This window comes from Variovorax sp. YR634 (assembly GCF_900106655.1).
Taxonomy (GTDB): domain Bacteria; phylum Pseudomonadota; class Gammaproteobacteria; order Burkholderiales; family Burkholderiaceae_C; genus Variovorax.
Genome location: NZ_FNOL01000022.1, coordinates 61,982 through 88,815, shown reverse-complemented (window position 1 = coordinate 88,815; position 26,834 = coordinate 61,982). Strand labels below are relative to the sequence as shown.

Here is a 26,834-nt window from a genome sequence, read left to right as displayed (position 1 = left end):
GACGAGTTGTTGTCGGTATGAACAACCAACGTCTCGTGGCATCGCCGGATGACGGCCTTTACCCAGGCTACACAGTGTCACCACCGTGTTGTCATCCTTTCAAAACGCTTGCATCTAGATCACGTTGAAATGATGCGTGCCGTCGCGCCCTAGCTGCGCCACCAGGCCGTACTCCCAATCGAGATAAGCCTGCATCGCTTCGGCCGGCGCATCGGTGCCTTCGTAGGGCCGGCGATAGCGATCAGTGCGCGCGGTTGCAAGGCGCGTCTCGCCGGTCTCCGCGTCGAGGCCTGCGGCGAACCATGCCGCGTTGCCACCAGTCAGCACCAGCACCTCGATATCGCCCTTGCCGCGCGCATCGAGCAGCGCGCGCAGGTCGGCCGCGGCATATCGGGCGAGCAGGCTGCTGCCGCAGGTCAGCACATAGCGCTGCGCCGGTGGAATGACCGCATCGAGGGCCTGCGCAAGTTGCGCGCGAATCGCATACCAGGCGCCGGGAATGTGGCGCTTCACGTAGTTCGCGCTCGTCGTCACGTCGATCACCGCGGTGCCGGGTTGCTTCAGCAACGCCGCCAGTTCCTTCGGCGCGAGCTCGCCCACAACGGCCGCAACCGGCGGGTATGAGCTCGGCGGTGCCGAGGTCTCGATGAAGTCCGCAGCCGTTGGCACGACCTCCGGCACATAAACCTCCCACCCCATCTGCGCAAGCCACGACGCGCTCATCGAAGCCCGCACACCATCGTCGTCCGCCAGCACGATGCGCGCGCCGCGCACGGGCACCTGGTGATCGGTTTCCTGCACAAGTTGCCCGCCGGGCGCACTGGCAAAGCCGGGCAGATGGCCCGCCGCATATTCCTCGGGCGTGCGCACGTCGAAGCGGTACACGGTGCGTCCCGGCGCTTCGAGCGTCTGCAGTGCGTCGAGCGCGATGCGGCGCACGCCAGCCAGATCGGCCACGCGTTTTGCATCGGCCTGCGCCTGTGCGCGATGCGTTTGCGACACCACGGCAGGCGCCTGCCGGTCGGCACCATGGTCCAGCACCTGCCCCGCAAGCTTCCAACCGATCGTGCCGTTGCGCAGCGCAGCCACCGGGTTCGGAATGCCCGCGTTCACCAGCGACTGCGTACCGATGATGCTGCGTGTGCGTCCTGCGCAATTGACGATCACCTGCGTCGAAGGATCAGGCGCCAGATCGCGCACGCGCAGCACCAGTTCCGCGCCCGGCACGCTGGTGGCCGAGGGAATGCTCATCGTCTGGTATTCGTCGAAGCGGCGCGCATCGAGCACGACCACGTTGGCCTTCGCATCGACCAGCGCCTTCACTTCGGGCGCGGACAGCGAGGGCGTGTGCCGCTCATGCTCGACCAGTTCGCCGAAGGACTTGCTCGGCACGTTCACGTCACGGAACAACTCGCCGCCCGCGCGCCGCCAGCCTTCAAGGCCGCCTTCGAGCAGATGCAAGTTCGTGTAGCCCAGCGCAGCCAATGTCTTCGCGGCCAGCGGCGCAAGGTCGACACCGCCGTGCTCGCCGTACAGCACGATCAGCGTGTCGCGCCGCGGAATGCGCCGCCACGCTTCGATCTCGATGCGCGACAGCGGCAGGTTCGCAGCCCACAGCGGATGCTCCTGTGCGAACGGATCTTCCTCGCGCACGTCGAGCAGGGCGGTTTCGTCGCGGGCGATGAGCCGCTCGCGCACGGCGGCGAATGAAAGAACGGGAAAGGAGGCAGTCGTCATACGGTGTTCGAGGATGCGAGTTCAGCGGAGCGGTCCCACAGGTTGGGCAGCAGCGCGTTGGAGTATCCGGAGACAAAGGGCTTGCGGCCGCCCTCCGTCGGGTAAGTATGCCGCCGCACGGCGCCGATGTTCGCGCCGTACACGTGGATGCTGATCGACACGCGATCCGCATGCGCGTTGTGCACGCGATGCAGGTCGCCGACGGTGGGCGACACGGCATCCACGTCGCCAACATCGAGCCGCACCGCCTCGCCCTGCGGATGCGCACGGCCCTGCGCATCGAGCACATAGCCCTGGCTGTACTCTGCGCCGCGCAGCATGCCGATCAACCCCCACACCGTGTGGTCGTGCACCGGCGTGGCCTGCCCCGGCCCCCACACGAAGCTCACGACCGAAAAGCGCTCGGTGCTGTCCGCGTGCAGCAGAAATTGCCGATAGCGCACAGGGTCGGGCTGGGCAAAGGCCTCGGGCAGCCAGTCGTCGCGCGCAACCAGCGTGCGCAGCAACGCGCCGCCTTCAGAAAGAATGCGGGGCTCGTCGGGCGCGCTGTCGAGCAGCCGGCCGAAAGCGCCGACGAATTCGCGCAGGGGCGCCAAGGTGGCGATCACGCCGGGCGCTTCCAGACGCTGGTGTCGGTAATCGCGCGCACATCCACCCGCACCGGCAGGATGCCGTCGCGCGCCGAGCGGTCGGCTACGGCCTGCAGCGCGACGATGTCGGCTTCGCTCACCGGCCGGCCTGCCACCGAAGCCCGCGCGGTGATGATGCGCGACGACTCGATCGGCAGCCGCGTGAGCTGGCTGTAGGCCTGTGCGTAGGCTTCGGGGTTGGCCAGCGCCCAGTCGCCCGCGCGGCCCAGCCGGTCGAGAAACTGCACGATGGCCGCGCGCCTGGCCGGGTCGGCCAGCGAATGTTCGCTCGCGGTGATGAAGCCCAGGGCAGTGTTGATTCCGCGCCCGTCGCGCAGGATGCGTCCACCCTGCTGCAGCGCAATCGTGTAGTACGGATCGAAGATGGCCCAAGCGTCGATCTGCTTCGAGGCGAAGGCGGCGGCTGCGTCTGTCGGCAGCACGAACTTCACCGTTACCTCTTCGCGCCGCGCGCCGGCTTCTTCGAGTGCGCCGTACAGCTGGTACTGCGAGATGCTGCCGCGCGCCGACGACACGATCACCGTCTTGCCGCGCAGGTCCGCAACGCTGCGCAGCGGCGAATCGGGCTGCACGACGATGCCCAGCGAGTCGGCCTTTCCGACGCGCGTGGCGACGATCTTCAGCGGCGTCTTGCCCACGGCCGCGGCCAGCACGGGCAGGTCGCCGGCCATGGCTGTGTCGACTGCCGCGCTGCGCTGCGCCTCGAACAACGGTGCCGCCCCCTGGAAGTTGGCCCAGCGGTAAGCGAACGGCGCGCCTTCGAGCGTGCGCGAGGCCTCGAAGAGCGAGCGCAGGCCACCGGCCTGGTCGCCAAGCACCAACGTCGTCTGTTGCGGCTGCGCCCACACGCGCAGCGAGCCAGCGGCGGCCAGCGAGAGCGCGGCGCCTTGCTTCAGCCAGCTGCGGCGGGAAGCCCTGGAAAACAGCAGGTCGGTCATGCAGCGGCTCCCGTCGAGAGCAAAGCGCGCCTGCCCGCGGCCACCAGGATCGCATCGTTCTGCGGCGTGTGGATGCGGCTGCACAGCACGTCGCGGTAGTGCCGCTCCAGCGGGTTCTGCCGCGTGAGGCCGTGGTTGCCGCTGAGCTGCAGCGCCAGTTCGACCGCGCGGATTGCGTTGCCTGTCACGGCGTACTTGAGCAGGCCGCTGTCGGCGGAGGGTTGTGCATGACCGCGATCGACGGCGGCGGTTGCGTCGTCGAGCAGCACCCGGTTGGTTCGCAGCAGCGCCTCGATCTCGCCCACATGCTCCTGCACGCGCGGCAAGCTCGCCAGCGGCGCGCCCAGGCTGCCGGGGGCGCGCTGGTTCAGGAAGCCGACCAGCCAGTCGCGTGCGGCCGTGGCCACGGCGTCGTACAGGCTGCCGAGCAGCACCGTCATCCACGCCTGCTGCGTGGCATGGGCGTCGATATCGGTCTGGCTGCCTGCATCGGGCGCCCAGTCGGCTGGCGCGCGAAGGTCCACCGCGTGGTCGAGATCGATGGCGACGTCTTCGAACACCACCTCGTGGCTGCCCGAGGCGCGCAGGCCCAGATGGTCCCAGCTCGCGATCACGCGCACGCCGGGCGCGTTGCGCGGCACCAGGAACACGCCGGTGCGCGGGGCGGCTTCATCACCCTCATCGGTACGAGCCCACACGGCGAGCCAGCTCAGGCCCTCGATGCCGGTGGTGTAGAGCTTGTGGCCGTCGATCTTCCAGCCGCTGCCGTCGCGCCGCGCGACCGTGCCGGGCAGGCCGCCGCGGGCCGGCGAGCCGAGCGCGGGCTCCACGCGCAGCGCGTTGATCAGCGCGCCGTTTGCGACTGCATCCCGCGCCACGCGTTCGCGCAGATGCGGTGGCCAGCGGCTGTCGATGCGCGTCAGTGCGTGGTGTTGCAGATAGGTCATCGTGAGAATCAGCGCCGTGGCCGGCTCGCCCCGCGCCACGGCCGAGATCACGCGCCGTGCCGTCGCCAGCGTGGCACCGCCGCCGCCGTGCTCGGCGGGCGCGACCAGCCCGATGAGTCCATGCGCCTGCAGTGCCGCGAAGTTCTCGCGCGGAAAGGCGCCGCTGCGGTCGTGGTCGGCCGCGGTGGCTGCGAACTGGGCCGACAGGCGCGCCAGCACGGAGGCATCGACGGTGGAAGGCGGGGAGGGGTGTTCAGGCGTGGCCGGCGTGCGGCGCAAGGGGAGTGCACTCATGGTTCCCGCACGGTACCGGGCCGCCCGGCGCGGGAAAACGACGCATCCCGCATATGCAAACTCGTTTTTCTGCGTTCGCTTCCGTGGAGCGTCTGGTTACGGTTCGGTGCATGAAACCAGACTTTCCTTTGGACAGGCGTCGCCTGCTGCAAGCCGCCGCGGCGTTGGCCGCGACCGGCACAGCAGGCTGGACGCAGGCGGCCACGCCCTCGCGCGACCTGTCAGGCGTCACGCTGCGCGTGGGCACCTACAAGGGCCTCTGGCGCCCGCTGCTCGCCGCCTCTGGCCAGGCGAACACGCCCTACAAGATCGACTGGCGCGAGCTCAACAACGGCGTGCTGCACATCGAGGCCATCAACGGCGATGCGCTCGACCTGGGTTCGGGCAGCGAGATTCCGCCGGTGTTCGCGGCGCGACAGAAGTCCAGCGTGAAGCTGGTGGCCGTCACGCATGAAGACCTGAACAACCAGGCCACGCTGGCGCGCAAGGACGCACCGATCCGCACCATCGCCGACTTCAAGGGCAAGCGCGTGGGCTACGTGCGCGCCACCACCTCGCACTACTACCTGGCCAAGCAGCTGGCCGAAGCGGGCCTGTCGTTCAGCGACATCCAGGCCGTGAGCCTCACCCCGTCGGACGGCCTCTCGGCCTTCGCGCGCGGCGACCTCGATGCCTGGGCCATCTACGGCTACAACGGCCAGCTGGCGCGCACGCAGTACGGCGCCCGCGTCATCAAGACCGGCGTGGGGTATCTCTCGGGCAATTTTCCGATCTACGCCAACCCGCGCGCGCTCGACGACGCGTTGCGCCGCGCCGCACTGAGCGACCTGCTGCAGCGCCTGCAACGTTCGTTCGCGTGGATCAACGGCAACTTTTTGGCCTATGCCCGCGCGCAGTCGGCCGAAACGCGCGTGCCCGTCGGCGACATCGTCGAGCTCTTCAACGGCCGCAGCGGCGACTACAGCCTTGGCCCCGTCAGCGATGCCGTGGTGCGCAGCCACCAGGACGTGGCCGACACCTTCCTGAAGATCGGCGTGCTCGACGGTCCGGCCGACGTCAAGCCGCTGTGGGACCGCAGCTTCGAGAACGCGCTGCGCCTGCCCGCTGCCTGACATCCACCTCCCATTCATATTCAAACAAGGACAACACCATGAGCCAGCAACACCAAGACGGCGTCGAATTCATCGGCATGATCCAGGGCCAGAAGGTCTCGGAGATCCACGCGGCCAAGGGGCCCTCGCTCGACCGCGACTACGTGCGCGCCTTCGCGCAGGCCCACGAAACGGCCGGCTTCGACCGCGTGCTGGTGCCGCACCACTCGACCAGCCCCGACGCCACGCTCACGGTGGCCTACGCCGCCTCGGTAACCGAGCGCATCCACTTCATGCTCGCGCACCGCCCTGGCTTCGTGGCACCCACGCTGGCGGCGCGGCAGTTCGCCTCGCTCGACCAGTTCAGCGGCGGCCGGCTCGGCGTGCACTACATCTCGGGCGGCTCCGACGAAGAGCAGCGCCGCGACGGCGACTGGCTCGACCACGACCAGCGCTACGCCCGCACCGACGAATATCTCGAAGTGCTGCACAAGGTATGGACGGCCGAGAAGCCCTTCGACCACGAAGGCGCGCACTACCGCTTCCAGAACGCGTTCTCCGAAGTGAAGCCGCTGCAGACGCGCAACGGCAAGCCGCACGTGCCGGTGTACTTCGGCGGCGCTTCCGAGGCTGCGATTCCGGTCGCCGGCAAGTACGCCGACGTGTACGCGCTGTGGGGCGAATCGCTCGACCAGGCGCGCGAGCTGACCACGCGCGTGCGCGCTGAAGCGGCCAGGCACGGGCGCAGCGTGCGCTTCTCGGTATCGTTCCGTCCGATCCTGGCGCAGACCGAAGAAGCCGCATGGGCGCGCGCCGAGAACATCCTGGCAGAGACCAAGCGCCTGCGCGTGGTGCAGGGCTACAACCGCGGCGGTCCGCAGCAGAGCGAAGGCGCCAAGCGCCTGCTGGCCGCGGCTGAGAAAGGCTCGCGGCTCGACAAGCGGCTGTGGACCGCGGTCGCGCAGGAGATCGGCGGCCGCTCGAACAGCACCGCGCTGGTCGGCACGCCCGAGCAGGTGGCCGACGCACTGCTCGACTACTACGACCTGGGCGTGACCACTTTCCTGATCCGCGGCTTCGACCCGCTGGAAGACGCTCTGGACTACGGGCGCGAGCTGATTCCGCGTACGCGCGAACTGGTGGCGCAACGTGCGCAGGCACAACGCAAGGCGGCCTGAGTCATGAGCGCTGTTCTCTCCATCGACCGCAACGCCCCCCAGCCGCTGAAGCTCAACCCGAACCCGCAGCAGAAGTACTGGTTCGACTCCATCCCGCCGCGCACCACCGTGCAGGCCGAGCGCCGCCATCGGCAGGAGCGCCTGGCCGGCGCCTTCCGCCTGTTCGCGCGCTTCGGCTTCGCGCAGGGCCTGGCCGGCCACATCACGGCGCGCGACCCTGAGCTGAGCGACCACTTCTGGGTCAACCCGCTGGGCATTCATTTCTCGCGCATCAAGGTGTCCGACCTGTTGCTCGTCAACTCGAAAGGCGAGACCGTCATTGGCGACAGGCCGCTCAACAAGGCCGCCTTTGCCATTCACGCTGCCATCCACGAGCACAACCCGAAGATCATTGCCGCCGCCCACACACACTCGACCTACGGCAAGGCCTGGTCAACGCTGGGTCGCAAGCTCGACACCATCACGCAGGACAGCTGCGTGTTCCACGAAGACGTGGCGCTGTTCGACGACTTCACCGGCATGGTGGTCGACACCAGCGAGGGCGACCGCATCGCTCACGCGCTAGGCGACAAGAAGGGCGCCATCCTCAAGAACCACGGCATCCTGACCGCAGGCCCCACGGTGGAGGCGGCCGCGTGGTGGTACATCGCGCTCGACAACGCCTGCCACACGCAGCTGCTGGCCGAAGCCGCCGGCAAGCCGCAGCCCATCGACGAGGCTACTGCACGCCACACGCATAGCCAGATCGGCGGGCCCGAAGGCGCCATTCATTCCTTCGACAGCCTCTATGAAGGCCTGGTCGAAGCCGAGCCCGAACTGCTGCTGTAACGCGACGACGATGATCCCAACTCTTTCCCGCCGCAGCGTGCTGCGCGCCGGCGGTGCAGCCGCCGTGGTCGCCTCGGGCGGCTTGATCGCATCGCAGGCCTTCTCGCAGCAGGCGCGCAAGCTCACCTTCGCCTGGAACGCCGCAGCCTTCTGCCTCTCGCCCGTGGTGGTGGCGCAGGAGCGCGGCTACTTCGAGCGCAACGGCCTGCAGGTCGACCTCATCAACTACACCGGTTCCACCGACCAGTTGCTGGAGTCGCTGGCCACCGCCAAGGCCGATGCGGCCGTGGGCATGATCCACCGCTGGCTCAAGCCGCTCGAATCGGGCTTCGACGTGAAGATCGTCGGCAGCTCGCACGGCGGCTGCGTGCGGCTGGTGGGCGCGAAGAGCGCGGGCGTTACCAACCTGGCGAGCCTCAAGGGCAAGACCATCGGCGTGTCCGACATCGCGAGCCCGGGCAAGAACTTCTTCTCGATCCTGCTCACGAAAAATGGCATCGATGCCGACAAGGACGTCACCTGGCGCCAGTACCCGGCCGACCTGCTCGACATCGCGGTGAAGAAGGGCGAGATCCAGGCCATTGCCGACGGCGACCCCAACGTCTACCTGATCGAGAAGCGCAACCAGGGCGCCTACGTCGAGGTGGCGAGCAACCTCTCGGGCGAATACAAGGACAAGGTCTGCTGCATCGTCGGCGCGCGTGGCGAACTCGTGCGCAAGGACAAGGCCACCGTTGCCTCGCTGGTGCGCGCCATCGCGCAGGCCTCAGACTACGTGGCCGAGAACCCGAACGAGTCGGCCAAGCTCTTCGCCAAGTATTCGCCCAACGTCCCGGTGGAAGACCTGCGCGCCTTGCTCGGCACGCTCACGCACAACCACCATCCGCTCGGCCGCAACCTGCGCGACGAAGTCGAGTTCTATGCGCGCGATTTCCGAGGCGTGGGCGTGCTCAAGAAGAGCACGGACCCGGCGCGCTTCGCCGAGCATGTTTCCTTCGATCCGCTGGCATGAAGCCCGGCATCAGCACATCCATGACCCACAGTTCACGCCGCCAGTTTCTCGTTCAAGGCACCACCGCAGCCGCCGCCATCGCATTGCCCGGCTGGGCCTCCGCACAGGGCCGCCCGGTGCTCAAGGCCGGCGACCAGAAGGGGGGCCTGCGCGCGCTGCTCGAAGCGGCGGGCGGGCTCGAAGGCCTGGGCTACGACATCCAGTGGTCGGAGTTCCCGGCCGCTGCGCCGTTGGCTGAGGCGCTCAATGCCGCTGCGGTCGATTCCGGCCCCATCGGCGATGCGCCGCTGATCTTCGCGCTGGCCGCGGGCACGCGCGTGAAAGCCATCGGCGCGAACCGCTCCGACTCCTACGGCACGGCAGTGCTCGTGCGGCCCGATTCACCGCTGAAGACCGCTGCCGACCTCAAGGGGAAAAGCGTCGCGACCAATCGCGGCTCCATCGGCCACTACATCACGCTCAAGGCCATCACTGCGGCCGGCCTCAAGCCCGAAGACGTGAACCTGCGCTTCCTCGCGCCGGCGGATGCCAAGCTCGCGCTCACGCAGGGCTCGGTCGATGCCTGGGCCACGTGGGAGCCCTACACCGCACTGGCCGAGGTCAGCCACCATGCACGCGTGCTGGTCAGTGGGCGAGGGCTGCTGCCGGGCCTGAGCTACCTCGCGGCGACCGACAGCGCCATCGCGGCCAAACGGCCGGTGCTGCAAGACTTCCTGCAGCGCGTGGTGAATGCCCAGATCTGGTCATACCGCAACGTCGACGCCTACTCGGCTGCGCTGGCTCGCATCATCGGCATTCCGCCCGAAGCGGCGAAGCTGCAGTTCGAACGCCGCCAGCAGAAGTGGGTGCCCATCGACGCGCAGGTCATCGCCGACCAGCAGGGCACCGCAGACTTCTACCGGCAGGTCGGACTCATCAAGCAGCCGCTTGATGTGAAGGGCACTTTCGACACGGGCTTCGGGGTAGCGGCTGGCTAGTGATGCCCGGCTGCAGATGCGCCGGCTTTCACCGAATGCTCTGCCGCGGAGGCCGTAACGGCCGCGGTGCCCGTTTCGAGCGAGCACCATGCTGCCGAAGGTTTGCCCGCCTCCAGCGAACACCATGCTGCTGCGGGTTTGCCTGCCTCGAGCGAACACCACGCTGCTGAAGCCTTGTCCGTCTCGAGCGAACACCATGCTGCCGAAGGGTTGCCGGCCTCCGCCGAACACCACGCTGCTGCAGGCTTGCCCGCCTCAAGCGAGCACCATGCGGCCACATCCTTGGCCGCCTCGTGTCGGGGCGCTGGCGCAGGCTCGCCGAATTCCTCGACGGTCAGGCGCTGCATCTCCAGGAAGGCTGCTTGCAGCGCCTGGGCATCTTCCTCGCCGCGCAGGCCGAGGTACGGAAAGTGGTGCAGGAAGTAGCCGAAAGTGGTTTCGCAATCAGCTGCGTACTTTCTCGTGTCGAGGATGTGCATGTGCCAGAAGCGGTCGACGTCCTGCTCTGGAGCGAGCGTCAGGTCGGGGTGCTTGGCGTGCAGTATCAGGTAGCGCTTGTAGGCCACCTCCATCTGATCCGCGTAGGCTGCCGACCAGCCGTAGCCGTCCTCCTTGCGGCAGGCCTTGAACTTGATCGGCGTGAGGTCGAGCGCATTGATCGCGGTGATCGTCTGCTCCAGTGTCTTGCCTTGAGTGGAATGAACCATGAATGCTCCTGTTGAGTTGCTGGAAGGTCCGAGCGAACGTGCCCGGTGAAGATTGCTCCGAAGGTTCGGCCGTCAGACCACTACCGATGGGGCAAATTGGTTGCGCAGGTGATGCGCCATGAAATCGCGCGCCTCGTCGGCGGGTACGGGCTTGCACAGCCAATAGCCCTGGGCCTCGTCGCATCCGTGGCTGCGCAGGTAGTCGAGCTGGGCTGTGGTCTCGATGCCCTCGGCCACCACCTTCATCCGCAGACCGTGGGCCAGGGTGATGATTCCGTCGATGAGCGCTCGTGCGTCGGGGTCTTGCGAAAGGTCGTTGATGAAGGAGCGGTCGATCTTGACCGTCGACAGCGGGAAGTGCTTCAAGTAAGAGAGCGAGGAATAGCCCGTTCCGAAATCGTCGATGGCGAGCCTGACGCCCATGTCCCGAATCGTCCGGAGCAATTTCGCCGCATGCTCGGGGTTCGCCATCACCGCGCCTTCGGTGATTTCCAGCTCCAGCAGCGACGGCTCCAGGCCCGAGGTTTCCAGGACGGCCCGTATGTCGGCGATGAGCGTGCGGCTTTCGAATTGGCGCGGCGACAGATTGACGCTCACCAGCACCGCGGGCAAACCGTATTTCTGCCACGAGCGCGAATCGGCGCAGGCCCTCTCCAGCGCCCACTTGCCCATGGACACAATCAAGCCGATCTCTTCGGCGATCGGAATGAACTGCATCGGCGGAATCATGCCCAGAACCGGATGGTGCCAGCGCATCAGCGCCTCGACGCCGACGATGCGCTGGGTCTGCAGATCCATCTTCGGCTGGTAATACATTTCCAGCTCGCCACGTTCCAGGGCATGGCGCAGCGCGCTTTCCAGCATCAGCTGCTCGGTACTCTGCGCATTCATCTTCGCTGCGTAGAACCGGTAGGTGTTGCGGCCCTTTTCCTTGGCGCGGTACATCGCCGTGTCGGCATTTTTCAAGAGCGCTTCGGCATCGGCGCCGTTCTCCGGATAGATGCTCACGCCGACGCTTGCGCTGACGTGCAGTTCGCGCCCCTCGATCACGAAAGGCTCGGCGCAGCAGGCCAGCACCTTTTCGGCGAGCACCTCGGCATCTTTCGGGCCGGACAGGTTCTCCAGCACCAGCACGAACTCATCGCCGCCAAAACGCGCCACGACATCGGTATCGCGCAGCAGCGCCGTGAAACGCTCGCCGCAGATCTTGATCATTTCGTCGCCCACACCGTGGCCCAGCGTGTCGTTGATGTGCTTGAAGCGATCCAGGTCGACGAACATCACCGCGAACGGCCTCTGATGGCGGTTGCTGCGCCTGATGGCACGGGCAAGCTCGTGCTGCAGCGCGGCGCGATTGAGCAACCCGGTCAATTCGTCGTGGCTGGCAATGAAGCGAAGGCTCCGCTCGGCCCGCTTGCGTTGCTTGTACTGGGCGATCTGCAAGGCGATCACACGCAGCGACTCCAGCGTCTCTGCGTCGGCAACGTACGGATTGGAGCCAAAGAGTTCCAGCGCCGTGGTCGCATCGGCGGAGGCCATCGGAACGATGAGGCCGACGGTCAGCCCGGCCTGATGGGCCATCGCATCACGCGTGAAATGGCTCGGAGCCGCCAGCGTGTCGATTCGCACGACACCGCCGATCCCCCAGGCGCGGCCCAGCGAACCTTCGCTGGGCCGGTAGGTGAGCGACCGGCTGGCGCTGACGAATCGCTGCACCGCCGGGTCGTTGTCGGCATGCCAGGCCGCGGCACAGCGAGCCAGGCCGTCGTCGCCAACGCTCCACAACGCGCCGCAGTCCCAGCGCAGGTCGGTGCATACCGCCTCCAGCGCCAGCGCGATCACCGTCTCGGTCCTGCCGTCACCGGCAAGCAGCCGGGCGATCTTGTATTCGAGCTTCTGGCGCAACGCATCCTTGCGCGGCTGCGTAGCGTCGCGCACGGTGCCGCGCACCAATCTCTTGCCTTCATCTTCGGCCGATTGCGCGATGACGTGGAGCCAGCGTTCGGTGCCATCGGGCAGGCACAGACGATGCTCGAATTCGCTGCGTTCCGTGGACCGGGATGCCATTGCGATGCGCTGTTCGACCGCGAAACGCTCTGCGGGCGGAATGCGCAAGAGCAGCGTGGGCAGGTCCGGCGGCAAGGGGCCCGCCTCGAAGCCCAGGATGCGCCGGGCTTCTTCGGAGCATTGCAGGGCTCCGGTTTCAGGATCGAGGATCCAGCTGCCCAGGCTTGCCAGGTGCTGGGCTTCCTCCAGCTGCCGTTCGCTCCTGCGCAGGTGACTGGTCATCCGGTTCGCCAGGACCTGGGCCCGGCTGCGTGCGGTGGTCAACGAAAAGACGATGCCGGCAAGCAGCATGCTGGTGGCCAGGCCGCCAAGGACGATGAGCCACGGGATGGTCTTGTCGAGCGGGCCGAAGACCTGGTTTTCGTCCTGGCCGACTTCCACCAGCCAGGAGTGCCCGCCCAACTCGAAGCCGAGCACGCGCTCGAGGCTGTGCGCCGGCGCGGCAGCGGGTTTCGCCAGGGACGCGCTGTCGAACAGCAATTGCCGCTCGCCGAATGGGGTTGGCGTTACAAACCTGGTCTCCACGCGCGTCCCGATCGCCCCCTTACCCGGCCCGGCATCGATCAGGCGCAACCGGAACGTCCTCGCGGCATCGGTACCGACCACGTCGCTCAGCATCCCTGCGATGCTGAAGCCCGCGCCAACCGAACCGATGTAGGCACTGCGCCGCTGCTCGAGCGTATCGAGCGGTTGTCTCGGGCGATAGACCGGCAGCCGCATCGCCAATCCAATGTCGGACTCGCGACCCGGGAGGCGGACCTTGCGGCCGGACATGACGAGCCCGCCGGTGTCGCGCCCCTGCTCGAGCGCGTTTCCTCTGTCGGGCATCGCGCCCAGGTCATTGCCGAGCAGCTTCTCGTTGCCGCCCTGCGGTTCGATGTAGATCAGCGGGTAGTACGTGTCCCGCCCACCGGGCGGCTTGATGGCGAAGCCGGAGGCAACGCCGGCGTCGAGGCCGGCATCACCGCGGACTCGTTCCTCGAACGCCTGCTTGTCGTTGGCCGCGACGCGGGGCGCATAGTTGACAGCCTGGAAACCGGGGTAGGCGCTCGCCAGGTTCAGCCCCGCGACGTAGTCCCTGAAGTCGCTCCGCGTCACGGAATCGGAGGTGTTGAATCGCGCACGCAGGCCGATCAGGACGGCGATGTAGTCGTCGAAGCGGGCCTCGACCTTGCGCGCCAGATCGAAGGCGGCTGCGTCGAAGCGCGTCTGGGCACTACGCCCGATCTCCTGGTGGGCGGAGACACCGAGGGCGATCGACAGCGCCGTGCCGGCCACGAAAATTACCAGCGGCAAGCGAATCCTGACCCAGACGGACACTGACATCGGATTTGATCCTGTCGTTGGTACAGGCCGGTTAGCTCTGCGTGCACTGGTGCGGCACGGCAGAGAACGCAGCAGGTTGCTTCGTTGCCGCAATATATATGGCTGGCGAGAGGGCGTCACGCAATTCGTTACAACAATAACAGCACGTGCATGGGCGGCTCATTTCGAGTTTGAATGCTTAAGTTTCAACTCTGGCAAGGCGGAACCTGGCATTCGGATCAACCTACCGATTGGGGGAACGGCGGTTGATCGCCCGGCGTAGCGACGGCGCTCCTGTGCACGCGCCTCGAAAAGAGACGTCAAAACGAAAACGTAGCCAAGTCCAAGACTCGCGTAGATGCGTCCCCCGGAAGCGGGGCACCGCTGGCTAGAGTTGTTACATGATTTCTGCCACCGACACCCTCTACGCCATCGCACCCGCGCCCGTTCACTCGCTGCCCATCCAGGGCGAACGCGCACGCTTCCCGGTCAACCGCATCTTCTGCGTGGGCCGCAACTATTCAGAACACGCCCGCGAGATGGGCCACAACCCCGATCGCGAGCCGCCGTTCTTCTTCATGAAGCCGGCCAGCGCCATCGTGGCCGACGGCGGCGAGTTCGCGTACCCGACGCTCTCGAACGATGTGCACCACGAGATCGAACTGGTGGTCGCGCTCAAGACCGGCGGATCGAACATCGCCGCCGCCGATGCGCTCAGCCACGTGTACGGCTATGCCGTCGGCCTCGACATGACCCGCCGCGACCTGCAGGGCGAGGCCAAGAAGATGGGCCGCCCCTGGGACACCGGCAAGGCCTTCGACGGCTCGGCGCCCTGCGGCGAGCTGGTGCCCGTGACCAAGGCCGGCCATCCGGCGGCCGGCGAGATCCGCCTCGAAGTGAATGGCGCGCAACGCCAGGTCGGCGACCTCTCCGACATGATCTGGAATGTGCCCGACACCATCGCCTACCTGTCGACCCTGTTCACGCTGCAGCCTGGCGACCTGATCTTCACGGGCACACCGGCCGGCGTGGCGGCCGTGCAGCGCGGCGACCGCATGCGCGGCACGGTGGCGGGCGTGGGTGCGCTGGAAGTCGTGGTCGTCTGAGCCTGAGGACGGTCCGCGCATCGGGCATCGGACCTGCCGGGCCTGGCCGCCTCGCACGCCGCAAGTTGGCGTACCCTCGCGGGCAGACGCCTGCCGCCACGCCTGTTCCGATGCGCCCCTCTCCCTCCACGTCCGTCCGCACCTACGGCATGCACGAGCGTGCCGACCACCTCGACTTCGACATCCGCTTTCAGGGGGCTCGCAATGAACTCACGCTGCCGCACCGGCATGCGTACTTCCAGATCCAGATCGGCATCGAGGGCAGCTCGCAGCAGGCCATCGGCGGCGAGGTGCGCCCCTTCGGGCCGCGCCACCTGAGCTTCGTGCTGCCGTACCGGGTGCACGTGATTCCGCATCCGCCCGAGGCGCTGTACTGCATCGTCAACTTCGACCAGCGCTTTTTGTGGCCCGAACTCGAGGTCGACGCGCTCGACCTCGACGACGTGTCGCTCGCGCGCTACCCCGACCTCGCGCCCTTCCTGTTCCAGGAGTACGTCGACTTCGCCTTCGACGAGACCGACTTCGCCCGCATCCGCGGCTGGCTCGACGAGCTGCACGCACTGAACGCGGGCCGCAACTTCGGCGCCAAGATCGCGATGCGTGGCATCGTGCAGCAGATCATCGGGCTGGCCTGCATGCGGCAGGAGCAGGCGCTGATGCGCCTTTCGCTGCAGCACAACGGCAAGACATCGCAGCGCGATGCGTTGCAGCGCGTGGTGCGCTACGTGCGCGACAACCTCGACAAGCCGCTGTCGCTGACCGATGCAGCGGCCGCTGCGTTCCTCTCGCCCAACTACCTCGCCAACCTGCTGCGCAAGGAAACCGACCGCACCTTCACGGACCTCGTGACCGAGCGGCGCATCGAGCGGGCGAAGGAGCTGTTGTCGTCCACCTCGCTGCTGGTGCGGGAGATTGCGCACCAGTGCGGTTTTACCGACGAGGCGTATTTCAACCGGCGCTTTCGGCAGTGGGTGGGAAGTACGCCGCGCAACTTTCGGCGGGAGCATGTGGTGAATACGCGCGGCTAGGCGCTGCGTTCGGCCGCGCGCGCCAATTGCGACAACCGCTTCACCAGCGGTTCGAAGAGTTCAGCTGGCGTGTTGCCGTAGCCCAGTACCAGCCCGTTGTCCAAGGGCATGGGCTGCAGCGCAAAGCCCGACAGCGGCGTGGGCGCAATGCGATGGCGCAGCGCCTCGGTTGCGATGCGGCGGTCGTCGCAGCGCTCGGGCAACCGCACCGTGAGGTGCAGGCCGCAGTAGCCGCCTTCGATTTCATGCGGCACCTTGAAATGCTTGTTCAGCGCGAGCCGCAGCGCCTGCTGTCGGTCGCGGTACAGCCGGCGCATGCGGCCCAGGTGCCGGCTGAATTGGCCGCTCTCGATGAAGTCGGCCATGGCCAGCTGCTCGTGGCGGTGCCCGCCGCGCAACATTTCTTCCAACGGCGCCTGCACGGCGGACATCAACTGGGCAGGCAGCACAAGAAAGCCCAGCCGCAGCGAGGGAAACATCGTCTTGCTGAAGGTGCCGACGTAGAGCACGGGCGCGTCGTCCACCAGCCCCTGCATCGCACCGATGGGCTCGCCCGTGTGGCGAAATTCGCTGTCGTAGTCGTCCTCGATGATCCACGCGCCATGCAGGCGGGCCTGCGCGATCAGGTCGAGGCGGCGCGCGATGCTCAGCACGGAGCCCACCGGGTACTGGTGCGAGGGCGTGGTGTAGATCAGCCGGGGCGGATGCTTCTGCCAGTCGCGCTCGTTCACGCACAGGCCTTCGGCATCGACCCGCACGGGCACGATGCGCATGTCGCCCGCATGCATGGCAGCCTTCACGCCGCGGTAGCCCGGGTCTTCGACCCAGCCGATGTCGCCGGGGTTGGACAGCAGCCGCACGCACAGCGAGATGGCTTCCTGTGCGCCTTCGGCAATGACGACCTGGTGCGGCTCGCAGCGTACGCCGCGTGCCACCGACAGGTGACGCGCGATGGCCGCGCGCAGTGGCGGCTCGCCCAGCGGGTCGCCATAGCCCAGCGCGGCAGAGCCGGCGTCGCGAATCGCCCGGTCGAGCGCGCGCCGCCATGCGGCCGACGGAAAGTGCGATAGCGCGGGCACGCCGGGGCGCAGTGCCATGTCTGTCTCGGCGCGCGACACGCTGGGCTTGATGTTCGAGAGGCGCAGCGCGGTGGTGGGCGTGCCGGCTGGCTTGCCTGCGCGCTTCGGCAGAAGGGCGGGCGACGAGAGTTCGGTCACGCGGGTTCCCTGCCGGTCGGGCCGCACATAGCCCTCGGCCGCCAGATGCTCGTAGGTTGCGGTGACGGTGTTGCGCGAGATGGCGAGCGCCTCGGCGAGTGCACGCGAACCCGGCAGGCGGCTGCCCGGCGCAAGGCTGCCGTCGAGGATGGCGCGCTTGAGCCGATCGTGCAGCTGGCGCTGCATCGAACCAGCGTCGCGCTCCTTCTCGAGAGGAGATTCGAGCAGGGCGGTGGGGGAAGGGAGTGGGCGTGGCACCATGGAATAAGGCATTCGTGGCACTTTCATTGGAGCCACGATGCGGGTACTTTACGTCCTCCGACCTTGCCGCTCCAGCTTTTCAGAAAGACACCCGCATGCCAGTCCGCCACAACGAATTCGGCCAGTCCATCGGCCCAGACCTGCCCGAATGGACCCCGCGTTCCCTGCCGCCGCGCCGCTCCCTCGAGGGCCGTTTCTGCACCCTCGAGCCGCTCGATGCAGCAAAGCACACCGACGACCTGTACGCCGCCTACGCGCAGGCCCCGGACGGCCGCGACTGGACCTACCTGGGCATCGAGCGGCCCGCTGACATCGACAGCACCCGGGCCTACGCCGAGCGCATTGCGAAGAGCACCGATCCGATGCACTTCGCCGTCATCGACAGGCAAAGCGGCCGCGCCATTGGCTCGTTGGCGTTGATGCGCATCGACCCCGCCAATGGAGTCATCGAGGTCGGCACCGTCAATTTCTCGCCGCTGCTCAAGCACACGCCGATGTCCACCGAGGCGCAATACCTGCTGATGAAGCTCGTCTTCGACGAACTCGGCTACCGCCGCCACGAATGGAAGTGCGACAACTTCAACGAGCCCTCGAAGCGCGCGGCCCTGCGGCTGGGCTTCCAGTACGAAGGGCTCTTTCGCCAGGCCGTGATCTACAAGGGACGCGGCCGCGACACGGCGTGGTTCTCGATCATCGACAGCGAATGGCCGGCGTTGCGCACCGCCTTCGAGCGCTGGCTCTCGCCCGAGAACTTCGACGCGCAGCGCAAGCAGCGCATGTCGCTCGACAAGTTCCGCCTGCCTTCCTGAGCCTGCATCGTCACTGCGTACCGGGCGCAGGCAGCGCCTTGCACAGGAAGTCGAGAAAGGCACGCACCACCTCGGGCAGCGTGCGCCCGGCCAAGGTCTGCAGCTCGACCGAGCGCGCCCGCATGCCGCGCTCGCGAATCTCCGCGGCATGCAACTCGCCGCGCCGCACGCGTTCGCGCACCGTGATCTCGCCGGCAATCGCAAGGCCGCCGCCGTGCAGCACGAAGCTGGCGAGCGCCTCGAAACGGTTGCTCACCAGCGCGGGCTCGAACACCACTGCGCGGTTGCTGCAGGCCACGTCGAACAGCTGGCGCACGGTGGTGTCCGGCCCCGACAGCCCGATGGGAAACGGCAGCATCTGCGCCAGCGTCACGCTGCGCTGCTTCGCCAACGGATGGTCGGGCCGCATCAGCGCGAACACCGAGGCCGCCTGGCGATGCGACACCCGAACGCCCTGCACCGCGGCGCGGCTGTAGGTGAGGCCGATGTCGGCATCGCCGAGCAGCACGGCTTCGGTCACGTCGGCGGGGTCGCAGGCCTCCAGCTCGAACTGGATGCCGGGGTGCAGCGCGCGGAACGCGACGATGGCCTGCGGCAGGAACTCGTTCGCGAAGCCCGACGAGCAGGCGATGCGTACATGCCCGCGCTGCAGGCCTTGCAGTCCCTGGATGTCGGACACAACGCGCTCGGCTTCCAGCGCACCGCGTCGCGCGTGCGCCGCCAGCAGCTCCCCGGCTGCGCTGGGCGCCATGCCGCGCGGGCGGCGCTCGAACAGCGGCACGCCCAGCAACTCCTCGAGCATGGCCACCTGCCGGCTGATGGCCGATGCACTGACGTTGAGGCGCGTGGCCGCTTCGGTCAGCGAGCCGCCGCGGACCACCTCGAGAAAGTAGCGAAGCGAGGTTTCCTGCAGGCGATGGGAGGACATGGCGGCGGACGCGGGTTGGCTGCGTTGCAAAAAAAGCAAAGATATCCCGAAAAATCGGCAATTGTTCAAAAGCACGCGTTTGCCTAGACTGCCTCGCAACTGTCACAAAGCGGATCCCGCCATGCCCTTACAGCGCAGAACCTCGCGCAGCCCGCTCGCGCTGCTCCCACTGGCCTTGCTCGCAGGCGCCTGCATGACCTCCATGGCCGCAGCCGCAGAACTTTCCCCGGCCGATGCCGAGCGCCATGCGCAGGCCACCTATCGCGAGTACTTCGAGCTTCTGTCCTTGCCCAACGATGCGATCTCGCCGGAGGACATCCGCAAGAACGTCGAATGGCTGGAGCAGGCCTTCCGCAAGCGCGGCTTCACCACGCGGCAGTTGCCCAACGACGGCAAGCCGATGCTCTATGCCGAGTACCCGGGCAGCGACCCCGCGCGCAAGACGGTGCTGTTCTACATGCACCTCGATGGCCAGCCCGTCATTCCCGCGCAATGGGCGCAAAAGAGCCCGTGGACGCCCGTGCTCAAGCGCAAGGCGGCCAACGGCGGATGGGAAGAGATCGATTCGGCGCCGCTCTTCAGCGGACCGCTCGACCCCGAGTGGCGCGTGTTCGGCCGCGCGTCGGCCGACGACAAGGGGCCGATCATGATGATGCTCGCGGCCATCGACGTCCTGAAGGCCGGCGGCGGGCAGCCGGCGGTCAACGTCAAGGTGATCCTCGACAGCGAGGAGGAAAAAGGCTCGCCGTCGATCAGCAAGGTGATGCAGGCGCACCGCGACCTGCTGCGCTGCGACGCGATCGTGATCCACGACGGCCCCATGCACGCCACCAACCGGCCCACGCTGGTGTTCGGCAACCGCGGCGCGGCCAGAGCCCAGCTCACGGTGTACGGTGCCAAGGTGCCGCTGCACAGCGGGCACTATGGCAACTACGCGCCCAATCCGGCGCAGCGGCTGGCCAGCCTGCTGGCCTCGATGAAGAACGATCAGGGCCGCGTGACGGTGGCCGGCTACTACGACCACGTGAAGATCGGCGAGGCCGACCGCAAGATCATGGCCGCCGTGCCCGACGACGAGGCCGCACTCAAGCGTCGCCTGGGTATTGCCCAGGCCGACAAGGTCGGCGCCAACTACCAGGAGGCGATGCAGTACCCCTCGCTGAACGTGCGCGGCATGGCCGCGGCAGCGGTGGGCGACAAGGTGGCCAATATCGTGCCCGACAAGGCCGTGGCCGAGATGGACCTTCGCACCACGCCCGACTCCGATCCGGCCTACCTCGGCCAGCTCATCCAGAAACACATCGAGCGCCAGGGCTACCACCTGGTCAAGGGCGAACCGACCGACGAGGAGCGCAGCCGCTACGACAAGCTCGCGAGCTTCTCCTACCAGAGCGAGGGCGGCGAAGCAGCGGGCTCGCAGATCGACTCGCCCGTGGGGCAGTGGGCCTACAGGGCGCTGAGCGACACCTTCGGCGCCAAGCCCGAGCCGGTGCGCATCCGGATGATGGGCGGCACGGTTCCCACCGCCGAGATCGTGCGCGTGCTGCCGGTGCCCTTCGCGATCATTCCGCTGGTGAACGCCGACAACAACCAGCATGCAGCCAACGAGAACCTGCGCATGGGCAACTACGTGAGTGGCGTGCGCACCGTGTACGGGCTGATGACGCAGGCGTTCTGAGAGGTCCTTCAGCCGAGCTTCAGCCCGGCTTCTGCGCCTGCTCGCACTCGACCTGGATCAGCTCCCGCTCGTCCAGCGTCGCGCCGATGCGCACCGCACTCAGGCAGCCGCCCCACACACAGCCCGTGTCGGTCGAGAGCAGGTCGGGCCGCGAGAGCCAGCCCAGCGTCGACCAGTGGCCGAAGGCGACGGTGGCGTTGGCCGTCTTGCGCCCGGGCACGTCGAACCAGGGCATGAAGCCTTCGGGCGCGGTGGCCGCGCTGTCCTTGGCTTCGAACTCCATCACGCCGTCGGTCGTGCAGAAACGCAGTCGCGTCAGTGCATTGACGATGGCGCGCAGCCGGGCGCTGCCCGTGAGCGTGTAGCTCCACTGCGCCGGCTCGTTGCCGTACATCGACATCAGGAACTCGCCGAGCGCAGGCCCACGCAGCACCGATTCGACCTCTGACGCCAGCACCAGCGTGTCGCCCACCGTCCACTGCGGCAGCACGCCGGCGTGCACCATCAGCAGATCGCCGCTGCCGATGCGCATGTGCAGCGCCATGTGCTGCTGGCGTACCCATTCGAGCAGCGCCTCGATGTCGGGCGCGGCCAGCAGCTCGGCCAGGGTGTCTTTGCGGCCGGCCTTGCGCGCGCCGTGCGCCACGCCCAGCAAGTGCAGGTCGTGGTTGCCCAGCAAGCTCAATGCCGAGGCGCCGTAGCCCTGCACGCGGCGCAACACCGCGAGCGAATCGGGGCCCCGGTTCACCAGGTCGCCCAGCAGCACGATGGTGTCGCGGCTGGGGGAGAAATCGATCTTTTGCAGCAGCCGCCCGAGGGGGGCGTCGCAGCCCTGCAGGTCGCCAATCAAGTAAAGTGACATTCCCTCATTCTCTCCCTCAGTTCATGGATGTCTTCCTCCTGGCCTTGTTGACCACGCTCAACGCGTTGTTCGCAATGTCCGAAATGGCCCTTTCCACCAGCCGGCGCGCACGTCTCGCGGCATTGGCTGAAACGGGAGACACCGGCGCGGTGGCCGCGCTGAAGCTGATGGAGTCGCCCACGCAGTTCCTCTCGACGGTGCAGATCGGCATCACCTCCATCGGCATGCTCAGCGGTATCGTCGGCGAGGCCGCCTTTGCCGAGCCGCTCTCGGTCTGGATGGAAAGCGTCGGCATGGGCCGCGGCACCGCCAGCATCGCGTCTACCGCGGTGGTGGTTACCTGCATCACCTTCTTCACCATCATCTTCGGCGAGCTGGTGCCCAAGCGCATCGGCCAGCTCTACCCCGAGCCTGTGGCGCGCTGGGTGTCGCGCCCCATGCGCGGACTGGCCAAGGCCGCCAAGCCCTTCGTTTGGATGCTGGCGGGCGCCACTGCCACCATGCTGAAGGTGCTGCGCATCGATGCCAATGCGGCCCGCTCCGTCACCGAAGAAGAGATTTCGGCCAGCCTCGAAGAAGGCGTGGACGCCGGCGTCATCGAGCAGCATGAGCACCAGATGGTGCGCAATGTGTTTCACCTCGACGACAGGCGCCTGTCGTCGCTGATGATCCCGCGCGCCGACATCGAATGGCTCGACGCCTCCTTCAGCGTGCAGCAGGCGCTGCAGAAGGTGGCCGAGGCGGGCGCGCTCAATCTCGTGCATTCCTGGTACCCCGTGTGCCGCAACTCGCTCGACGACGTGGTCGGCGTGATCAGCGTGGCGCACCTGCTGCGCCTGGGCGCCGCACACCCCGGCGTGCTCGGCCAGGAGGCCACGCCCGCCGTGTTCGTGCCCGAGACCCTCACCGGCATGGAGCTGCTGGAACAGTTTCGCGCCCGCGCCGGCCGCCTCGTGTTCGTGGTCGACGAATACGGCGTGGTGCAGGGCCTCATGACTCCGCGCGACCTGCTCGAAGCCATTACCGGCGAGCTGCAGCCCGGCATGCAGACCGACGCCTGGGCGCGCGAGCGGCCCGACGGCGTGTGGGAGCTCGATGGCCTCATGCCCGTGTCGGAGCTGCGCGCGCGCCTGGGCATCCGCGAGCTGCCCGACGAAGAGCGCAACCGATACAACACCGTGGCAGGCTTGCTGATGGCTGTGTCCGGCCACTTGCCCGAGGTGGGCGAGCACATCGATTGCGCCGGCTGGTGCTTCGAGATCGTCGCGCTGGAAGGCCGCCGCATCGATCGCGTGCTGGCATCGCCCGACCCGGCGGCGCCCCCCAAGGAAGACTGAGGCGCGGGCCATGCTGTCGCTGCTTGCTCTCAGCTGCCCGCAATGTTCCGCGCCGCTGCCGCGCGCCGCCCGTTGGCGCACGGTGAACTGCAGTTACTGCGGTGCCACTGTCGTGCGCAGCGAGGAAACCGTCGAGCGCGAGAGCTTCCGCGCCGCGCTGCGCCGGGCCAATGCCGACGTTGCCGGCGGACGCATCCTCGCGTGGCGCGGTGCGCGCTACCGCGTGCTGGCGCCGCTGGCTACCGGCGAGCACAGCGAAGTGCTGCTGGCCGAACGCCTCGGCGCATTGCCCGAGCGCGTCACCTTCAAGCTCGCGCGAGACAGCGCGGCCAACGACGTGCTTGTGCGCGAAGGCGCGGTGCTGCAGGCCCTGCAAGACTTGTCGGTGCCCGGTGCTGCCTACTTCACCCGCCGCCTGCCGCAGCCCTTGGGTGTGGGCGTGGCCGAGGGGCTGGGCGACGGCGCTCGCCAGGCGCTGGTGCTGCGCCATCCGCCCGGCTTCTGGGGCAGCCTGCAAGACGTGCAGCAGGCCAACCCGCAAGGCATCGACCCGCGCCATGCCGTGTGGATCTGGCGCCGCATGCTCGAAGTGCTGGCTTTCGTGCACGGCGCTGGCTGGACGCATCGTGACCTGTCGCCTGCGCACGCGCTCGTGCATCCGCGTGACCATGGCGTGCTGCTCATCGGCTGGTCGCGCGCTCAGCATGCGACCGGCGCGGCCCAAGGCTCCGCTGTTGCTCGCGACCTCATGCAAGCCGCCTGGACCGTGCGCGCCGTGTTGCATGGCGGCGCGGCCGGTGAGCCCGGCTTCGGCTCTCACACCCCCGCACCGCTCGTCGCCTTGCTGCGCCAGTGCAGTGAAGACGCCGCCACCTGCCGGCGCCTCGGCGCGCAGGGCATCGAGCAAGAACTCTCCGCCGCATCGCGCGAAGCCTTCGGCGCATCGAAGTTCGTTCACTTCGACCCCGCGCCGCGCGCCGGCGCCTGAACCGCAGTCATCAAGGAAGAAAAGCTCATGGGATACGGAAACTACTCGCACGCCGCCCACACGGCGCTCATTGCCGATCGCGCCGCCAAGCCTGGCGCCGAGGTTTTCACGCAGCGCTCCACCCACCCGCTGATGAACCCGAAGGGCCTGAAGGTGCGTGAGTCGCGCGACAACGCCGACCACCCCAACTCCCTGGGCATCGTCTTCGCGCTCGACGTCACCGGCTCCATGGGCGACATCCCGCAGACCCTGGCGCGCCGCGAGCTGCCCACCTTCATGAAGCTGTTGACCGACTGCGGCGTGGCAGACCCACAGCTCATGTTCATGGCCATCGGCGACGCCACCTCCGACCACGCGCCGCTGCAGGTCGGCCAGTTCGAGTCGACCGCAAACCTCATGGACCAGTGGCTCACCTGGAGCTATCTCGAAGGCGGCGGTGGCGGTACCGGGGAAGAGAGCTACGAGCTGGCCTTCTACGTCATGGCGCAGCACACCGACATGGACTGCTGGGTCAAGCGCAAGAAGCGCGGCTATCTGTTCGTTACCGGCGACGAGCTGCCGTACCCGGCAGTCTCGCGCCACCAGGTCGAAGGCCTCGTCGGCGAGAAGCTCGACGAGGACATTCCCATCGAGGAAGTCATCGCCGCCGCGGCCGAGACCACCAACCTGTTCTTCCTGATTCCCGATGCCCAGCGCCGCCGCCGTTGCGAACCGCGCTGGCGCGAACTGCTGGGCGATCACGTCATCTGCATGGATTCGCCCGACGACGCCTGCGCCGTGGCGGCCGGCATCGTCGCCCTCACCGAGAAGGCAGTGCCCAGCCTCGAAGCGCTGGCCGGCGTGATGAGCGGCACCGGCATGGCCAAGGAGCGCGTCGGGGGCGTTCTGCATGCGCTCGACGGCTATGCCGCGCTGCTCGACCCAAGCGCATCGCGCCGCGCACCGCCGGCTGTGGCCACCGCGGCGGCGAGCCCGCGTTCGTCGTGGTGGAAGCGGCTTTTCGGCTGATGGCCGTGTGACTGCCGCCACGCGCTACGTCTCGCTGCTGGGCCTTGGATTTGGAGACTGCGGCAAGGGGCTCTTTACCGATCACCTTTGCGGCACGCTGCAAGCCCACGCCGTCGTGCGCTTCAACGGCGGCGCGCAGGCCGGGCACAACGTGGTGCTGGCCGACGGTCGGCATCACACCTTCTCGCAATTCGGCGCCGGCAGTTTTCATGCGGGCGTGGGCACTGTGCTCGCGAGCCCGGTGGTGGTGCACCCGACAGCACTGCGCGTAGAGGAAGCGGCATTGCGCCGCGTGGGTGTGGAAGACGCCTTCTCGCGTTTGCTGATCGACGCACGCTGCCGCGTAACCACGCCTTTCCACCAGGCTGCGGGGCGGTTGCGCGAATGGGTGCGAGGGGAGGGCGCGCATGGCAGTTGTGGCGTGGGTGTTGGCGAGACCGTGCGACACGCGCTTGCTTCACCCGACGAAGCCTTGCACTACGGCGACTTGCTGCAGCCCGCACGCGCGCTTGAAAAACTGGAAGCCTCGCGCGCCACGTTGCTGCGCGAGTTCGCAACCAACTCAGTTCCCTCGCATGCCGATGCTGCACAGGAACTCGCCATGCTTCGAGACGACACGCTCGCACGGCGCTGGCTCGATGCCGTGGCGCCGTGCCTGAAGCAGTCGCCGCCTGCGAGCGCCGACCGCATCGCTGAACGCCTCGCGCAGCCCGGCACCGTGATCTTCGAAGGCGCGCAGGGCGTGCTGCTCGACGAGTGGCGCGGGTTTCATCCGCACACCACGTGGAGCACCATCTCGACCGCAGCGGTCGACGCCGTGCTGCGCGACGTGGGCATCGGCGCGCCCGTGCAGCACCTCGGCGTGCTGCGCAGCTACCTCACGCGCCACGGCTCAGGCCCGCTTCCCACGCATGACCACGAACTCGACGCGCGGCTGGCCGAGCCGCACAACGCCGATGACGGCTGGCAAGGGGCGTTTCGGCGAGGGCACCCGGACGCGGTGCTGCTGCGGTATGCACTCGATGCGGTCGGCAAGCTCGATGGGTTGGTGGCGAGCCATCTCGACGGCATCGAAGGATCGAACCTGCGCTGGTGCTCGGGCTATCGCAGCGCAGATGGTTCGAGGCTCGCCTCGCTGCCTTGCAGCGAGACGCCAAACCTCGATCACCAGCACACCCTGACGCAACAGCTGCAAGGCGTGCAGCCACTGTACGAGCCCGGCGCCATCGCCACGCCGCAGGAATGGGTCGAACGCGTCGAGACCCTGAGCGGCCTTGCCGTGCGCTACGGTGCCTTCGGTCCGACGCGGGGCACAGTGAGCGCATTGCAGCCCGTCAATCGTCTTTGAAAGACATCGTGCTCTACAACATTCCCTTGATCGTCGGCGCCGCACTCAGCGCCATCGCCGCACTGCTGCATATCTGCGTGATCTTCGGCGGGCCCGCGTGGTATCGCTTCTTTGGTGCAGGGGAGCGCATGGCCGCAGGCGCCGCTGCCGGGCACCTGTCTCCACCCATCGTCACGTTGCTGATCGCGTGCGTGCTGGGGGTGTGGGCGGCGTATGCACTCTCGGGGGCCGGAGTGCTGCAACCACTGCCGCTGCTGGCGTTCGTGTTGCCCGTGATCACCGCGGTGTACCTGCTGCGCGGACTCGTCGTATTGGCGCTGTTCGTCTTCGACCGGCAGCGGTTGACGGCCTTCTGGGTGTGGAGTTCGGCGATCTGCCTCGTGTTCGGCATCTTCCATCTGGTTGGGTTGGGCCAGGTGTGGGATAGGCTTTGAATTTGTCGAATGCGCGTCCGAGCGGTTCGTACGCATCTGCGCATTGGTAAAAAAACTAGATGAAACAAGGGATCAAGACATGAAGAAATTCGCGGTTTC

General features: G+C 67.4%; 23 protein-coding genes. 14 read left to right on the top strand and 9 right to left on the bottom strand.

Annotated features, from left to right (window positions below):
* Nucleotides 1–114: 114 nt before the first annotated feature.
* Genes BLV60_RS27710 through BLV60_RS27695 form a run of 4 tightly spaced genes read right to left on the bottom strand, consistent with a single transcriptional unit; the run spans nucleotide 115 to nucleotide 4,566 of the window.
* Nucleotides 115–1,737: a rhodanese-related sulfurtransferase gene (locus BLV60_RS27710; RefSeq protein WP_093058506.1), complete on the bottom strand. Its 1,623-nt coding sequence runs from the start codon at nucleotides 1,735–1,737 to the stop codon at nucleotides 115–117.
* Complete coding sequence (locus BLV60_RS27705) at nucleotides 1,734–2,345, bottom strand: cysteine dioxygenase family protein (protein ID WP_093058505.1); 612 nt, start codon at nucleotides 2,343–2,345, stop codon at nucleotides 1,734–1,736. Before BLV60_RS27705 ends, BLV60_RS27710 begins: the two co-directional genes overlap by 4 nt.
* A complete protein-coding gene (locus tag BLV60_RS27700) occupies nucleotides 2,342–3,325 on the bottom strand; it encodes an ABC transporter substrate-binding protein (RefSeq protein WP_093058504.1) in 984 nt (327 codons plus the stop codon). The genes BLV60_RS27705 and BLV60_RS27700 overlap by 4 nt, the downstream gene beginning before the upstream one ends.
* Nucleotides 3,322–4,566 carry an acyl-CoA dehydrogenase family protein gene (locus tag BLV60_RS27695; protein WP_093058503.1) on the bottom strand — a complete coding sequence of 415 codons (1,245 nt, stop codon included), beginning with the start codon at nucleotides 4,564–4,566 and terminating at the stop codon, nucleotides 3,322–3,324. Before BLV60_RS27695 ends, BLV60_RS27700 begins: the two co-directional genes overlap by 4 nt.
* Nucleotides 4,567–4,676: 110 nt before the next feature.
* Between BLV60_RS27695 and BLV60_RS27690 the strand changes: the two genes are divergently transcribed.
* The 5 genes from BLV60_RS27690 to BLV60_RS27670 are packed head-to-tail and all read left to right on the top strand — an operon-like array spanning nucleotide 4,677 to nucleotide 9,652.
* Nucleotides 4,677–5,678, top strand: coding sequence for an ABC transporter substrate-binding protein (locus tag BLV60_RS27690; RefSeq protein ID WP_093058502.1), 1,002 nt, complete (start codon nucleotides 4,677–4,679; stop codon nucleotides 5,676–5,678).
* A 38-nt stretch (nucleotides 5,679–5,716) separates the two neighbouring features.
* A complete protein-coding gene (locus tag BLV60_RS27685) occupies nucleotides 5,717–6,835 on the top strand; it encodes an LLM class flavin-dependent oxidoreductase (RefSeq protein WP_093058501.1) in 1,119 nt (372 codons plus the stop codon).
* A gap of 3 nt (nucleotides 6,836–6,838) precedes the next feature.
* Nucleotides 6,839–7,663: a class II aldolase/adducin family protein gene (locus BLV60_RS27680; protein ID WP_093058500.1), complete on the top strand. Its 825-nt coding sequence runs from the start codon at nucleotides 6,839–6,841 to the stop codon at nucleotides 7,661–7,663.
* Nucleotides 7,664–7,673: 10 nt separating this feature from the next.
* Nucleotides 7,674–8,675, top strand: coding sequence for an ABC transporter substrate-binding protein (locus BLV60_RS27675; RefSeq protein ID WP_093058499.1), 1,002 nt, complete (start codon nucleotides 7,674–7,676; stop codon nucleotides 8,673–8,675).
* Nucleotides 8,676–8,695: 20 nt separating this feature from the next.
* Entirely contained in the window at nucleotides 8,696–9,652 is a 957-nt protein-coding gene (locus BLV60_RS27670; protein ID WP_093058536.1) for an ABC transporter substrate-binding protein, read from the top strand.
* On the opposite strand, the gene BLV60_RS27665 is transcribed toward BLV60_RS27670, so the two are convergent.
* Both BLV60_RS27665 and BLV60_RS27660 read right to left on the bottom strand, forming a co-directional pair.
* The gene (locus tag BLV60_RS27665) at nucleotides 9,649–10,359 is read right to left on the bottom strand and encodes a glycine-rich domain-containing protein (RefSeq protein ID WP_256329611.1); all 711 of its coding nucleotides are present in this window, start codon (nucleotides 10,357–10,359) and stop codon (nucleotides 9,649–9,651) included. The two genes, BLV60_RS27670 and BLV60_RS27665, sit on opposite strands and share 4 nt — an antisense overlap.
* A gap of 72 nt (nucleotides 10,360–10,431) precedes the next feature.
* Nucleotides 10,432–13,752 carry a bifunctional diguanylate cyclase/phosphodiesterase gene (locus tag BLV60_RS27660; protein WP_093058498.1) on the bottom strand — a complete coding sequence of 1,107 codons (3,321 nt, stop codon included), beginning with the start codon at nucleotides 13,750–13,752 and terminating at the stop codon, nucleotides 10,432–10,434.
* A 380-nt stretch (nucleotides 13,753–14,132) separates the two neighbouring features.
* On the opposite strand from BLV60_RS27660, the gene BLV60_RS27655 reads away from it, so the two are divergent.
* Complete coding sequence (locus BLV60_RS27655) at nucleotides 14,133–14,837, top strand: fumarylacetoacetate hydrolase family protein (RefSeq protein WP_093058497.1); 705 nt, start codon at nucleotides 14,133–14,135, stop codon at nucleotides 14,835–14,837.
* Nucleotides 14,838–14,947: 110 nt separating this feature from the next.
* A complete protein-coding gene (locus BLV60_RS27650; RefSeq protein WP_093058496.1) occupies nucleotides 14,948–15,865 on the top strand; it encodes a helix-turn-helix transcriptional regulator in 918 nt (305 codons plus the stop codon).
* On the opposite strand, the gene BLV60_RS27645 is transcribed toward BLV60_RS27650, so the two are convergent.
* The gene (locus BLV60_RS27645) at nucleotides 15,862–17,343 is read right to left on the bottom strand and encodes a MocR-like pyridoxine biosynthesis transcription factor PdxR (protein ID WP_093058495.1); all 1,482 of its coding nucleotides are present in this window, start codon (nucleotides 17,341–17,343) and stop codon (nucleotides 15,862–15,864) included. The two genes, BLV60_RS27650 and BLV60_RS27645, sit on opposite strands and share 4 nt — an antisense overlap.
* A gap of 95 nt (nucleotides 17,344–17,438) precedes the next feature.
* Between BLV60_RS27645 and BLV60_RS27640 the strand changes: the two genes are divergently transcribed.
* Nucleotides 17,439–18,152 (top strand): GNAT family N-acetyltransferase, encoded by a 714-nt coding sequence (locus tag BLV60_RS27640; RefSeq protein WP_093058494.1) that lies wholly within the window; start codon nucleotides 17,439–17,441, stop codon nucleotides 18,150–18,152.
* Nucleotides 18,153–18,162: 10 nt separating this feature from the next.
* Here BLV60_RS27640 and BLV60_RS27635 read toward each other — a convergent pair whose 3' ends face one another.
* Nucleotides 18,163–19,080 carry a LysR substrate-binding domain-containing protein gene (locus BLV60_RS27635; protein ID WP_093058493.1) on the bottom strand — a complete coding sequence of 306 codons (918 nt, stop codon included), beginning with the start codon at nucleotides 19,078–19,080 and terminating at the stop codon, nucleotides 18,163–18,165.
* A 121-nt stretch (nucleotides 19,081–19,201) separates the two neighbouring features.
* On the opposite strand from BLV60_RS27635, the gene BLV60_RS27630 reads away from it, so the two are divergent.
* Nucleotides 19,202–20,758, top strand: a complete 1,557-nt coding sequence (locus tag BLV60_RS27630) for a M20/M25/M40 family metallo-hydrolase (RefSeq protein ID WP_093058492.1) — start codon at nucleotides 19,202–19,204, stop codon at nucleotides 20,756–20,758.
* A 19-nt stretch (nucleotides 20,759–20,777) separates the two neighbouring features.
* Here the strand turns inward: BLV60_RS27630 and BLV60_RS27625 are convergent, their stop codons facing one another.
* Entirely contained in the window at nucleotides 20,778–21,620 is an 843-nt protein-coding gene (locus BLV60_RS27625) for a symmetrical bis(5'-nucleosyl)-tetraphosphatase (RefSeq protein ID WP_093058491.1), read from the bottom strand.
* Nucleotides 21,621–21,643: 23 nt separating this feature from the next.
* On the opposite strand from BLV60_RS27625, the gene BLV60_RS27620 reads away from it, so the two are divergent.
* From BLV60_RS27620 to BLV60_RS27600, 5 genes are read left to right on the top strand one after another with little or no spacing between them, the layout of a single operon-like run.
* Nucleotides 21,644–22,957 carry a hemolysin family protein gene (locus BLV60_RS27620; RefSeq protein WP_093058490.1) on the top strand — a complete coding sequence of 438 codons (1,314 nt, stop codon included), beginning with the start codon at nucleotides 21,644–21,646 and terminating at the stop codon, nucleotides 22,955–22,957.
* Between the two features lie 10 nt (nucleotides 22,958–22,967).
* Nucleotides 22,968–23,945 (top strand): lipopolysaccharide kinase InaA family protein, encoded by a 978-nt coding sequence (locus BLV60_RS27615; RefSeq protein ID WP_093058489.1) that lies wholly within the window; start codon nucleotides 22,968–22,970, stop codon nucleotides 23,943–23,945.
* A 27-nt stretch (nucleotides 23,946–23,972) separates the two neighbouring features.
* A complete protein-coding gene (locus tag BLV60_RS27610) occupies nucleotides 23,973–24,953 on the top strand; it encodes a hypothetical protein (RefSeq protein WP_093058488.1) in 981 nt (326 codons plus the stop codon).
* Between the two features lie 7 nt (nucleotides 24,954–24,960).
* Nucleotides 24,961–26,301 carry an adenylosuccinate synthetase gene (locus tag BLV60_RS27605; RefSeq protein ID WP_256329610.1) on the top strand — a complete coding sequence of 447 codons (1,341 nt, stop codon included), beginning with the start codon at nucleotides 24,961–24,963 and terminating at the stop codon, nucleotides 26,299–26,301.
* Complete coding sequence (locus tag BLV60_RS27600; protein ID WP_256329609.1) at nucleotides 26,298–26,735, top strand: hypothetical protein; 438 nt, start codon at nucleotides 26,298–26,300, stop codon at nucleotides 26,733–26,735. The genes BLV60_RS27605 and BLV60_RS27600 overlap by 4 nt, the downstream gene beginning before the upstream one ends.
* Nucleotides 26,736–26,834 lie beyond the last annotated feature (99 nt).

What these genes read in the sequence shown, in the direction of transcription:
- BLV60_RS27635 (WP_093058493.1), bottom strand. Translation starts at nt 19,080, where the DNA reads ATGTCCTCCCATCGCCTGCAGGAAACCTCGCTTCGCTACTTTCTCGAG.
- BLV60_RS27665 (WP_256329611.1), bottom strand. Translation starts at nt 10,359, where the DNA reads ATGGTTCATTCCACTCAAGGCAAGACACTGGAGCAGACGATCACCGCG.
- BLV60_RS27625 (WP_093058491.1), bottom strand. Translation starts at nt 21,620, where the DNA reads ATGTCACTTTACTTGATTGGCGACCTGCAGGGCTGCGACGCCCCCCTC.
- BLV60_RS27610 (WP_093058488.1), top strand. Translation starts at nt 23,973, where the DNA reads ATGGGATACGGAAACTACTCGCACGCCGCCCACACGGCGCTCATTGCC.
- BLV60_RS27615 (WP_093058489.1), top strand. Translation starts at nt 22,968, where the DNA reads ATGCTGTCGCTGCTTGCTCTCAGCTGCCCGCAATGTTCCGCGCCGCTG.
- BLV60_RS27670 (WP_093058536.1), top strand. Translation starts at nt 8,696, where the DNA reads ATGACCCACAGTTCACGCCGCCAGTTTCTCGTTCAAGGCACCACCGCA.
- BLV60_RS27685 (WP_093058501.1), top strand. Translation starts at nt 5,717, where the DNA reads ATGAGCCAGCAACACCAAGACGGCGTCGAATTCATCGGCATGATCCAG.
- BLV60_RS27680 (WP_093058500.1), top strand. Translation starts at nt 6,839, where the DNA reads ATGAGCGCTGTTCTCTCCATCGACCGCAACGCCCCCCAGCCGCTGAAG.
- BLV60_RS27660 (WP_093058498.1), bottom strand. Translation starts at nt 13,752, where the DNA reads ATGTCAGTGTCCGTCTGGGTCAGGATTCGCTTGCCGCTGGTAATTTTC.
- BLV60_RS27695 (WP_093058503.1), bottom strand. Translation starts at nt 4,566, where the DNA reads ATGAGTGCACTCCCCTTGCGCCGCACGCCGGCCACGCCTGAACACCCC.
- BLV60_RS27645 (WP_093058495.1), bottom strand. Translation starts at nt 17,343, where the DNA reads ATGGTGCCACGCCCACTCCCTTCCCCCACCGCCCTGCTCGAATCTCCT.
- BLV60_RS27640 (WP_093058494.1), top strand. Translation starts at nt 17,439, where the DNA reads ATGCCAGTCCGCCACAACGAATTCGGCCAGTCCATCGGCCCAGACCTG.
- BLV60_RS27690 (WP_093058502.1), top strand. Translation starts at nt 4,677, where the DNA reads ATGAAACCAGACTTTCCTTTGGACAGGCGTCGCCTGCTGCAAGCCGCC.
- BLV60_RS27630 (WP_093058492.1), top strand. Translation starts at nt 19,202, where the DNA reads ATGCCCTTACAGCGCAGAACCTCGCGCAGCCCGCTCGCGCTGCTCCCA.
- BLV60_RS27650 (WP_093058496.1), top strand. Translation starts at nt 14,948, where the DNA reads ATGCGCCCCTCTCCCTCCACGTCCGTCCGCACCTACGGCATGCACGAG.
- BLV60_RS27675 (WP_093058499.1), top strand. Translation starts at nt 7,674, where the DNA reads ATGATCCCAACTCTTTCCCGCCGCAGCGTGCTGCGCGCCGGCGGTGCA.
- BLV60_RS27710 (WP_093058506.1), bottom strand. Translation starts at nt 1,737, where the DNA reads ATGACGACTGCCTCCTTTCCCGTTCTTTCATTCGCCGCCGTGCGCGAG.
- BLV60_RS27700 (WP_093058504.1), bottom strand. Translation starts at nt 3,325, where the DNA reads ATGACCGACCTGCTGTTTTCCAGGGCTTCCCGCCGCAGCTGGCTGAAG.
- BLV60_RS27655 (WP_093058497.1), top strand. Translation starts at nt 14,133, where the DNA reads ATGATTTCTGCCACCGACACCCTCTACGCCATCGCACCCGCGCCCGTT.
- BLV60_RS27620 (WP_093058490.1), top strand. Translation starts at nt 21,644, where the DNA reads ATGGATGTCTTCCTCCTGGCCTTGTTGACCACGCTCAACGCGTTGTTC.